A 10,740-nucleotide genomic window follows, 5' to 3' on the forward strand; every position below is an offset into this window, starting at 1 on the left:
CAGACCGTCACCCTGATGGGCTGGGCCCATCGGCGCCGGGATCATGGCGGCCTCATCTTCGTCGACCTCCGGGACCGCACCGGCCTCACGCAGTGCGTGTTCAACCCGGCGACGAGTGCGGCCGCCCACGAGCGGGCCGAGGCTATCCGCGGCGAGTTCGTCCTGGCGGTGCGGGGCGTCGTCGCCCGCCGACCGCCCGGAACGGAGAACGCCAAGCTCGCCACCGGCGACATCGAGGTCCACGTCGGCGAGCTCCGGATCCTCAACGAGGCGCGCCCGCTGCCGTTCCCCATCGAGGACGAGGTCGAGGTCGACGAGCTGACGCGGCTGACCCACCGCTATCTGGACCTGCGGCGCCCGGCCATGTACCGCAACTTCGTCATCCGGGACGCGGTGTCCCGCGCGACGCGCGACTACCTGCACGCGCACGGCTTCGTGGAGGTGGAGACGCCCTTCCTGATCCGCACCACGCCGGAAGGCGCCCGCGACTTCCTGGTGCCGAGCCGGCTGAACCGCGGCTGCTTCTATGCCCTGGCCCAGTCGCCCCAGCTCTTCAAGCAGCTGCTGATGGTGGCGGGCTTCGAGCGCTACTTCCAGATCGTGCGCTGCTTCCGGGACGAGGACCTCCGCAAGGACCGGCAGCCGGAGTTCACGCAGATCGACCTCGAGACGTCGTTCCTCGATCGGGACGAGCTGCTGCCCCTGATCGAGGGTATGGTCGCGGAGATCCTTCGCCGCGTCCACGACGTCGAGCTGGCGCGGCCGTTCCCGCGCCTCACCTACGCCGAGGCCATGGAGCGCTTCGGCTCCGACAAGCCGGACCTGCGCTTCGGGATGGAGCTCCAGAACGTGACGGCGCTCTTCCGGGACGGCGAGTTCCAGGCGTTTCGGCAGGTGGCCGCGGCGGGCGGGGTCGTGAAGGCGGTTCGCGTGCCCGGCGCCGGGGGGCTCAGTCGTAAGGAGGCCGACGATCTGGTGGCCACGGCGAAGACCTGGGGCGCCAAGGGGCTCGTGTGGATCAAGGTCACCGAGGGCGGGCTGCAGTCGCCGGTCGGGAAGTTCCTGGAGCCGATCCGGCCGGCGCTGCTGGGCGCGCTGGGCGCGTCGGCCGGCGATCTGCTCTTGCTGGTGGGCGACGCCAAGCCAACGGCCGCCACCGTGCTCGGACGCTTCCGGGTGGAGCTGGCCCACCGCTACGGCCTGATCCCGTCCGGCGGTTACGCGGTACTGTGGGTCGTCGACTTCCCGCTGCTCGAGTGGAGCGAGGAGGAGGGCCGCTGGCAGGCGATGCATCATCCGTTCACGGCGCCCCGCGACGAGGATCTCCCGCGTCTGGAAAGCGAGCCGGGAGCGGTCCTGGCCAAAGCCTACGACCTCGTCCTGAACGGGCAGGAAGTGGGCGGCGGCAGCATCCGCATCTACCAGCAGGCCCTGCAGCAGCGGGTCTTCGACCTGCTGGGGATCGGCAAAGACGAGGCGCGCGCGAAGTTCGGCTTCCTGCTCGACGCCCTCGAGTTCGGAGCGCCCCCCATGGGTGGCATCGCCTTCGGGCTCGACCGCCTGGTGGCCATCCTGGCCGGCGAGGACTCGATCCGCGAGGTGATCGCGTTCCCCAAGACCCAGAGGGGCGTCGACCCGATGACCGACGCCCCGGCGCCGGCGAGCCCGGCCCAGCTCCGGGAGCTCGGAATCACCGTGGTAGACTGGGACAGGAATCCGAGTTGAGCGAAGCCACCACGGTCACCCGTCGCATCTCGCTCGCCCCCGAGATCGACCTCTTGCCGCTCCTGGGGCGCAACGACGATCATCTCCGGACCCTGGAGGGGGAGCTCGACGTGCGGATCGTCGCCCGCGGCCACGAGATCATGCTGAAGGGGGACGAGCGCCAGGTGCGCAAGGCCGAGCGCGCCATCACCCAGCTGGCCGAGCTGGTCCGCGCGGGCGCCCCGCTGCGCACGGCCGAGGTACGCGCCGCCGTCCGGATGCTGACCGACGACGAGGACGCCGATCTCAAGGCGGTCTTCGCCGACGCCATCCCGGTGCCGTCGCGCAAGAAGTGGATCGCCCCCAAGTCCCTCGGCCAGAAGCGGTACATCGACGCCATTCGCGCCCACGACATGGTCTTCGCCATCGGCCCGGCCGGCACCGGCAAGTCGTTCCTGGCGGTGGCGATGGCGGTGTCGGCGCTGACGAAGCGGGAGGTCGCGCGCATCGTGCTGACACGGCCGGCCGTGGAAGCGGGGGAGCGCCTGGGGTTCCTGCCCGGCGACCTCTACGAGAAGGTCCACCCGTACCTGCGGCCGCTCTACGACGCGCTCTACGACATGCTCGAGGCGGAGAAGGTCGCCAGCCTGATGGAAAAGGGCCTGATCGAGATCGCGCCGCTGGCCTACATGCGCGGGCGCACGCTCAACGACTCGTTCATCATCCTCGACGAGGCCCAGAACAGCACCGCCGAGCAGATGAAGATGTTCCTCACGCGCCTAGGCTTCAATTCGAAGATGGTGATCACGGGGGACATCACGCAGGTCGACCTGCCGGCCTCCCGGGGCTCGGGGCTCATCGAGGTGCAGGCCATCCTGAAGGGCGTCCCCGGCATCCGCTTCGTCTACTTCGACGATCAGGACGTCGTGCGCCATCAGCTGGTGTCGGCCATCATCCGGGCCTACGACGCCCACGACGCCCGGTCGCGCGAAGACGGCGCGTCGCCCAAACCCGCCTAGTGCCGTGCGCCATCGACAACCGCCAGCGCCGGGTCTCCTTCTCCCGGACGCGCCTGGCCCGGGCCGCTGAGCGTGCGCTCCGCGCGCTCGGGCGGGCGAACGGGGACGTCGAGATCCTCGTGGTGGACGACGCCGAGATGCGGCGACTCAACGCCGCCTTCCGGGGCGTCCGGCGTCGCACCGACGTCCTGGCCTTTCCCCTGGAGACACCGGAGGCCGGGGGCCGCCTGGTGGGAGAGGTCGTGATCTCCGCGGAGACGGCGGCCCGCCAGGCGAGGCGCCTCGGCGTAGACGTCGCGACGGAGCTGGACCTGCTGATCACCCACGGCGTGCTGCACCTGGTCGGGTACGATGATCGTGATCCTGTGGAGGCGGCCCTGATGCACGAGCGCGAGCGCGACATCCTCTCGTCCGGCCGGCGCCGGCCGCCCGCCCGCCTCTGGGAAGGCCTGCTGAACGCATGAGGACGACGTTTCGAGCGCCGGCTTCGCCGGCGCAACCGGTCCTGGGGGGAGGTGTCGGAAGGGGGGCGAAGCCCCCCGCCGAGGCAAGAGCCGGATTCGTCGCGCTCATCGGGCGGCCCAATGCCGGCAAGTCGACGCTCCTGAACCGGCTGGTGGGCGAGAAGCTGGCGATCGTCTCTCCGCGCCCGCAGACGACCCGCAACCGGATCACCGGGATCAGGAACCTACCCGCGGCCCAGATCGTCTTCGTGGACACGCCCGGCCTGCACCCGCCCGGCGGCAAGCTCGGCGAGTTCATGTCGAAGACGGTCGAGCGGGCGCTGGAGGACGTCGATCTGATCTGCGCCGTCGTCGACGCCGCCGAGCGCCGGCACCCCGACGAGATGGTCCTGGAGACCGTGCGCGCGCACTCGGCGCCGGCGTTCTGTCTGCTCAACAAGGCGGATGAATTCCAGGACAAGAGCCTGCTGCTCCCCCGGATCGACGCGTGGCGGACGGCGCAGGCCTTCCGCGAGATCCTGCCGATCTCGGCGCTGAACGGGACCAACTGCGACCGCCTGGTCGACCTGATCGCCGAGGCGCTGCCGGAGCATCCACCCTTCTTTCCCGCCGACACGACGACCGACCAGCCGGAGACGTTCTATGTCGCCGAGGTCATCCGCGAGAAGATCTTCCTGCTCACGCGCGAGGAGGTGCCCTACGCCGTGGCCGTACGCGTGGACGAGCTGGTGGAGCACAAGGCGCCGCCGCGACTGGACATCCGGGCGACGATCTTCGTCGAGCGGGACTCCCAGAAGGGGATCCTCATCGGCAAGGAGGGGAGCATGCTGAAGCGCGTTGGCATGGCGGCCCGCCAGGAGCTGGAGGCGTTCTTCGGCGTCCAGGTCTTCCTGGGGCTCGCCGTGCAGGTACGCCGCGCCTGGCGCAAGGACGCCCGGGCCTTGCGGGAGTTCGGGTTCCGGCTGACGTCCTAGGATGCTCGGCAAGTCGGCAGCGGTCGTCATCGGCTCCTTCCCGCTCGGTGAGAGCGACCGCATCGTCACGTTCTTCTCCCGGGAGTACGGCAAGGTCCGGGGCGTCGCCAAGGCGGCCCGCCGGATGAAGTCGCGCTTCAGCGGCGCGCTGGAGCTCCTGACGCTCGGCGAGCTGCTGTTCTTCGACGCCGGGCGTAGCGATCTCGTGCGCGTGGACCACTTCGACGTGCTGCACCCATTCGACCGGGTGCGTGACGACCTGGAGCGTCTGGGGCAGGCGGCGTGGGTGGCGGAGTGCGTGGGGCGGCTCACCGCGGATCGCGACCCCAACGCGGCCGTCTACGGTTTGCTGGTACGGGCGCTCAGGAGCATGGAGGGGGGCGCGCCGCCCCGGCGCGTCGCCGTCGTCTTCGGCGTCCGCGCCATCGAGGCCCTGGGACACCGCCTCCGCACCGACGCCTGCGTGGTGTGCGGTCGGCGCGCTCCGACGGGACGCGGGCCGGTGGCCCTGGACGTCGAGGCGGGCGGCGTTGTCTGCGTGGCGTGCGATGTCGGGACGCCTGACGCGCTCCGGCTGGAGGGGGCCAGCGTGGCGGCGCTCCGGCGGCTCCGGACGATGGCCTGGGCCGAGGCCACGGCCGCCCGTCTGGGCGGGGCCGAGCAGGAGCTGCGCGAGCTGCTCGATCGGCAGGTGGCGCGACTCATCGGCCAGCCGACCCGGACCTCGCACTTCGTCCGCGAAGTGGAACGATTCTCGCCGACCCTCGGAGGCAGACGACCCCTATGAACATGGACGTGCTCGTATCGCTGTGCAAGCGTCGAGGCCTCATCTTCCAGTCGAGCGAGATCTACGGCGGCACCGGCTCCTGCTGGGATTACGGCCCACTCGGCGTGGAGCTCAAGAACAACATCAAGCGCGCCTGGTGGCGCGACAACGTGCAGCTCCGCCCCGACATGGTGGGGCTCGACGCCTCGATCCTCATGCACGCGACGGTGTGGCGGGCCAGCGGGCACCTGGATCACTTCACCGACCCGATGGTGGACTGCAAGGCCTGCCAGCGACGCTTCCGCGCGGACAAGCTCGACGAGCAGCCCTGGATCCATTACTGCCCGGCGACGAAGGGCAACAAGTTCGAGGTGCCGGGGGGCGAGCCTTGCCGCCACTGCGGCGCGCGCCGGACGCTGTGCCCCGAGTGCGGCAAGGGAGAGCTGACGGCGCCCCGCCAGTTCAACCTCATGTTCAAGACGTTCATGGGGCCGGTCGAGGACGAGGCGGCCGTCACCTATCTCCGACCCGAGACCGCGCAGGGCATCTTCGTCAACTTCGACAATGTCTTACAATCGATGCGGCTCAAGCTCCCCTTCGGGGTCGCCCAGATCGGCAAGGCGTTTCGCAACGAGATCACGCCGGGGAATTTCATCTTCCGGACGCGCGAGTTCGAGCAGATGGAGATCGAGTACTTCGTCAATCCGGCGGAGACCATCGAGGGGCGCCCGGCCGACGAGGTGTGGCACGACCGCTGGATCGAGGAGCGGCTGGCCTGGTACCGGCGATACGGGATCCGGCCGGACAATCTCCGGCTGCGGGAGCACGACAAGTCCGAGCTGGCCCACTACGCGAAGCGGACCGCCGACATCGAGTATCGATTCCCGATGGGATGGAGCGAGCTGGAAGGCATCGCCAACCGCACGGACTTCGATCTCCGGCAGCACGCGCAGTTCAGCGGCAAATCCCTGACCTACTACGACGAGGAGCGCCGTACTCACGTCGTGCCCTACGTCATCGAGCCCTCGGCGGGAGCGGACCGGAGCCTGCTGGCCTTCCTCGTCGATGCCTATCAGGAGGAAGAGGTTCGGGGCGAGAAGCGGGTGGTGCTCCGCCTGCACCGGGCGCTGGCGCCCACCAAGGTCGCGGTGCTGCCCCTCCTCAAGAAGCGCACCGACATCGTCGCCACAGCCCGGGACCTCCGCGATCGGCTCGCCCGGCGCTGGGTCACCGTCTACGACGACACCGCGGCCATCGGCCGCCTGTACCGGCGCCAGGACGAGGTCGGCACGCCGTACTGCGTGACGGTCGACGTCCAGACGGTGGGCGACTCCGACAAGGGCGAGGCCGGCGACCGCTGCGTCACGATCCGGGAGCGGGACTCGATGGAGCAGATCCGCGTTCCCATCGGCGATCTACCCCAGGTGTTCGATCGGCTGCTGGGCGAAACGGCCTGGGACGAGGCGGCGCGCGCCTACCCGCGCGCCAAGAGCTGAGACGTCTCGGCGGTTACGGCGACTGCCGGAAGATCGCGGCCGGCCGCTGCGGATTCGGTTCGCCGAGCGCGTTGGGGCCGGGGGAGCCGGCGGGCGCAGGCGACGTCGGTAGCGGCGCTGGCACCGGCATCGGGACCGGCTCCGGCGCCGGCAGGGGGCCAAGGTCCGGCGGCTCCCCGGGGCGCCGCGGGCCGCAGGCCACCGTGGGCTCGGTCCCGCGGACGAACGCCATCATCACGACGTGCACGCACTCGTCCGAGGGATCCAGATCGACGGGGGCCAGCACGACGCGCTCGGGCACCGGGAAGTCTTCCTTGGGGGCGTCGCCCAGGATCTTCCGCATGTAGGTGGTCCAGATGGGGACGGCGACGCGGGATCCGGTCTCGTCGGGCCCGAGGCTCCGCGGGCGGTCGTAGCCCACCCAGACGCCCGTCGCCAGCCGCGGCGTGAAGCCGATGAACCAGGCGTTCGAGTAGTCGTTCGTCGTCCCGGTCTTCGCGGCGATCGGCCGCCCCAGCACCTTCGCCCCCTGCCCCGTTCCGCGATCGACCACGCCCTTGAGCATATGCGTGATCACGTAGGCCGTCTCGGGCGCCACCGCCTGTTTACCCTCGGGCACGGCCTCCTCGAGCAGCTTGCCTTGCGCATCGGTCACGTAGCGGACGACGGTGGGCGGCATCCACGTGCCCTGGTTGGCCAGGGCGCTGTACGACGAGGTCAGCTCGAGCAGCGTGAGGTCCGAGGTCCCCAGCGCCAGCGTGAGGTCGATGGTGAGGGGGCTCGTGATGCCCAGGCGTCGGGCGACCTGAATGGTGCGGGCGACGCCGACACGCTCCTGCAGCTTGATGGTGACGACGTTGACCGATTCCTCCACGGCCTGCTGGAGCGTGGTCGGCCCGCGGAACTTGCGGTCGTAGTTCTCCGGCTTCCAGGGCTCGCCGTTGCGACCGACCGGATAGGTGACCGGCGCATCGTCGATCCGGGTGGCGGGCGTGAACCCTGACTCGACCGCGGCAATGTAGATGAAGGGCTTGAAGGCCGAGCCCGGCTGGCGTCGGGCCTGGACCGCCCGGTTGAACTCGGTCCGGAAGAAGTCGGAGCCACCCACCATCGCCTTGACGTACCCGGTCTGGGGCTCGATGGTGACGACCGCGCCTTCGGGATGGTCGCCGGGTCGCCCCTTGGCGCTGCGCACCTCCAGCGACTTGAGGCCGTCGCGCAGCGCTTGCTCGGCCGCGAGCTGCATGAACGGGTTCAACGTCGTGTAGACGTTGAGCCCGCCCTTGAACACCATGTCCACGCCGTACTTCGCCTCCAGCGTCTGCTGGACGTACTCGAGGAAATACTGGCCCGTGGTCCGTCGGCGCTCGGGCGGCACCAGGCCCAGGTCCGTCCGGGCCAGGCGCTTGGCCTCCGCCTCCTTGAGCGTGCCGTACTCCACCAGCCGGCGCAGGACGAGCTCGCGCCTGAGCTTGGCCGCCTCCGGGTGCTCGAACGGCGAGTAATTCGAGGGCGCACGGGGCAGTCCGGCCAGGAGCGCGGCCTCGCGGATGTTCAGCTCGGAGACCGACTTGCCGAAGTAGGTCCGGGCGGCGGCCTCCACCCCGTAGGCCCCGTGCCCGAAGTACACCTGGTTCAGGTACATCTCCAAGATTCGGTCCTTGGCGTACCGGCGCTCCAGCTCGAGGGCGAGTACCGCCTCCTTGAGCTTGCGCTCCAGGCTCTTGTCGGGGGTGAGGAAGAGAACCTTGGTGAGCTGCTGGGTGATCGTGCTGCCGCCCTCGACGATGCGCCCGCGCCGGTAGTTCTGGACGATCGCCCGCGCAATGCCGATGGGATCGATACCCCAGTGCGAATAGAAGCGGCGGTCCTCGGTGGCGAGGATGGCGTCGCGGAGGACCAGCGGAATCTGGGCCAGGGGGACGAAGATGCGGCGCTCGGCGTGGAGCTCGGTGATCAGCTCATCGTTGTCGTCGTAGATCCTGGAGCCCAGCACCGGTTGGAAGGTCTCCAGGGCGCTGACCGGAGGCAGCGAGCGGGGGAGGATCATGAAGACCCAGAGCGCGATTACGCCGACCGACGAGGCCAGCAGCAGGGTCGCGACGCCGACGCCGATGAGCACCCGCCGGAGCCACTGCCTTGCCTCCGGCGGGCTGGGGGGCTCGCCCTCGCCGTCCTGCATCTTCGCTTGGGGCCACCACCGCCACATGCGCCCTCAATTATACCGGTCCGGCGCTCGACCTGGGCCAAGCACGATGAAGACGAAGCGGGTTGTTCCCCCCTCCAGCCGGCGGTGAGATAATGCCCGATGCTTCCGCGCCCATGCGAACACCGTTGCTCCGCGATCTCCAGGTCCGCGGACTCGTCGCCGACATGACCAATCCCGACGAGCTAGATGCCCATCTGTCGCAGGGCTCGCGCACGGTCTACTGCGGCTTCGACCCGACCGCGGAGAGCCTGCACGTGGGCAGCCTGCTGCCCCTGCTCGGCCTCCGCCGCGTCCAGCTCCACGGCCACCGCCCCATCGTGCTGATCGGTGGCGGCACGGGGCTTATCGGCGATCCGAGCGGCAAGGCCGGGGAACGCGCGCTCAATCCCGAGGAACAGGTAGCGGCCTGGGCGGAACAGCTCAAGCGCCAGGTGGCCCGCTTCGTCGATTTCGAGGGACCCCGGGCGGCCAAGCTCCTCGACAACTACACGTGGCTCTCCGAGCTCAACGTCATCCCGTTCCTCCGGGACGTGGGCAAGGAGTTCTCGGTCGGTGCGATGATCGCCAAGGAGTCCGTCAAGTCTAGGCTGGGACGCTCGGACGCCGGCCTCTCGTACACCGAGTTCAGCTACCAGATCCTCCAGGCCTACGACTTCCTCGTCCTCTGCCGCGACTACGAGTGCACCATCCAGATCGGCGGGAGCGACCAGTGGGGCAACATCACGGCGGGGATGGACCTGATCCGCCGGCTGCTGGCGGTGCCGGCCTTCGGGCTCACGCTGCCGTTGGTGACCAAGGCGGACGGGAGGAAGTTCGGCAAGACCGAGACGGGCACCGTGTGGCTCGACCCGGCGAAGACCTCACCGTACGAGATGTACCAGTTCTGGGTCAACACTGCCGACGCCGACGTGGTGTCGTACCTCAAGTACTTCACGTTTCTTACGCCTGACGACATTGCGGATCTCGAGGCGACCGTGCGGCGCGCGCCCGAGAAGCGCGAGGCTCAGCGCGTGCTGGCCCGCGAGGTCACGGGGCTCGTCCACGGGGCGGCGGCCATAGAGGAGGCGGAGCGGATTACGGATGCCCTGTTCACAGGCGACGTCAAGTCTTTGACGAGAGAGGAGGCCGCTCAAGCCTGTAGCGCCATGCCGCGGATGGAACTGACGCTCGGGGCTGACCCCGTCCCTCTTACCGACGTGCTTACACAGGCCGGGCTGGCCGAATCAAAGAAGCGGGCCCGCGAGTTGATCGCAGCCGGCGCCATCCAGATGAACGGGGAAAAGGTCAGGAGCGCGGACGCTCGAGTTAGCCGCGACAGGGCGTTGCACGGGAAGTACCTGATCTTTCGGAAGGGGAAAAAGACCTACCACGCGGTGACTCTCGCCCAGCCCGGCCGGGACCGTTGATGCCGGGGACGATGGCCTGTGGGCGACGGGCCCCGGAGGGCCACGAAGGATCTTGACATGGGAACCCGTCATGCGTATAGTCGGTTTTTGCTCGCGGCAGAGGCGAGCAATGATTTAGCAGTTCCGGTCACCTTCCAAGCTGACCGTAGCGCTCTTTGAAAGTCGCATATGCTATCGGCTCACCGAAGAGGTGTGAGCACCATCCGTTTCTGAGGAACCTTGCGCCCGGCCGAGTAACTGCATCGCAGTGAAACGTTCGGGCTTCGGGGACCAGGTTCATCGCTTTTTATGGCGAGTTTGATCCTGGCTCAGAGCGAACGCTGGCGGCGTACTTAACACATGCAAGTCGAACGAGGATCGCGGTGTGAGCAATCATATCGCGGTCCTAGTGGCGTACGGGTGAGTAACACGTGGGTAACCTGTCCTCGAGACCGGGATACCCTTCCGAAAGGGAGGCTAATACCGGATACGTTCCCCGGGTCACGAGATCTGGGGAGGAAAGGCGGCGCAAGCTGCCGCTCTTGGAGGGGCTCGCGGCCTATCAGCTAGTTGGTGAGGTAACGGCTCACCAAGGCTATGACGGGTAGCTGGTCTGAGAGGACGACCAGCCACACGGGAACTGAGACACGGTCCCGACTCCTACGGGAGGCAGCAGTGGGGAATTTTCCGCAATGGGCGAAAGCCTGACGGAGTGACGCCGCG

General features: G+C 68.7%; 8 protein-coding genes and 1 rRNA gene. 8 read left to right on the plus strand and 1 reads right to left on the minus strand.

Translation table 11 applies throughout. From position 1 onward, the window contains the following. From aspS to VGV13_18610, 6 genes are all read left to right on the plus strand, one after another. The coding region (gene aspS, locus VGV13_18585; protein ID HEV8643097.1) for an aspartate--tRNA ligase at positions 1-1,725 on the plus strand (1,725 nt) is incomplete at its 5' end. After that, complete coding sequence (locus VGV13_18590) at positions 1,722-2,723, plus strand: PhoH family protein (protein ID HEV8643098.1); 1,002 nt, start codon at positions 1,722-1,724, stop codon at positions 2,721-2,723. The genes aspS and VGV13_18590, both read left to right, overlap by 4 nt. Then, complete coding sequence (gene ybeY / locus VGV13_18595; GenBank protein HEV8643099.1) at positions 2,723-3,187, plus strand: rRNA maturation RNase YbeY; 465 nt, start codon at positions 2,723-2,725, stop codon at positions 3,185-3,187. Before VGV13_18590 ends, ybeY begins: the two co-directional genes overlap by 1 nt. Next, complete coding sequence (gene era, locus VGV13_18600; protein HEV8643100.1) at positions 3,184-4,161, plus strand: GTPase Era; 978 nt, start codon at positions 3,184-3,186, stop codon at positions 4,159-4,161. The genes ybeY and era overlap by 4 nt, the downstream gene beginning before the upstream one ends. 1 nt (position 4,162) lies before the next feature. Further along, positions 4,163-4,948, plus strand: coding sequence for a DNA repair protein RecO (gene recO / locus VGV13_18605; GenBank protein HEV8643101.1), 786 nt, complete (start codon positions 4,163-4,165; stop codon positions 4,946-4,948). 2 nt (positions 4,949-4,950) lie between these two features. Then, complete coding sequence (locus tag VGV13_18610; GenBank protein ID HEV8643102.1) at positions 4,951-6,423, plus strand: glycine--tRNA ligase; 1,473 nt, start codon at positions 4,951-4,953, stop codon at positions 6,421-6,423. A 13-nt stretch (positions 6,424-6,436) separates the two neighbouring features. Here VGV13_18610 and VGV13_18615 read toward each other — a convergent pair whose 3' ends face one another. Then, positions 6,437-8,632, minus strand: coding sequence for a PBP1A family penicillin-binding protein (locus VGV13_18615; protein HEV8643103.1), 2,196 nt, complete (start codon positions 8,630-8,632; stop codon positions 6,437-6,439). 113 nt (positions 8,633-8,745) lie between these two features. Between VGV13_18615 and tyrS the strand changes: the two genes are divergently transcribed. Together tyrS and VGV13_18625 are read left to right on the plus strand one after the other, a co-directional pair. Then, positions 8,746-10,038 (plus strand): tyrosine--tRNA ligase, encoded by a 1,293-nt coding sequence (gene tyrS / locus VGV13_18620; protein HEV8643104.1) that lies wholly within the window; start codon positions 8,746-8,748, stop codon positions 10,036-10,038. Between the two features lie 285 nt (positions 10,039-10,323). Next, a 16S ribosomal RNA gene (locus tag VGV13_18625) occupies positions 10,324-10,740 on the plus strand; the annotation flags it as partial.

The sequence above is a fragment of the Candidatus Methylomirabilota bacterium genome, assembly GCA_036001065.1.
Classification (GTDB): Bacteria; Methylomirabilota; Methylomirabilia; order Rokubacteriales; family CSP1-6; genus MNEF01.

Bases quoted from the DNA above. Each gene is read 5' to 3' on its own strand.
- era (HEV8643100.1), top strand. From the start codon at position 3,184: ATGAGGACGACGTTTCGAGCGCCGGCTTCGCCGGCGCAACCGGTCCTG.
- recO (HEV8643101.1), top strand. From the start codon at position 4,163: ATGCTCGGCAAGTCGGCAGCGGTCGTCATCGGCTCCTTCCCGCTCGGT.
- VGV13_18610 (HEV8643102.1), top strand. From the start codon at position 4,951: ATGGACGTGCTCGTATCGCTGTGCAAGCGTCGAGGCCTCATCTTCCAG.
- VGV13_18615 (HEV8643103.1), bottom strand. From the start codon at position 8,632: ATGTGGCGGTGGTGGCCCCAAGCGAAGATGCAGGACGGCGAGGGCGAG.
- tyrS (HEV8643104.1), top strand. From the start codon at position 8,746: ATGCGAACACCGTTGCTCCGCGATCTCCAGGTCCGCGGACTCGTCGCC.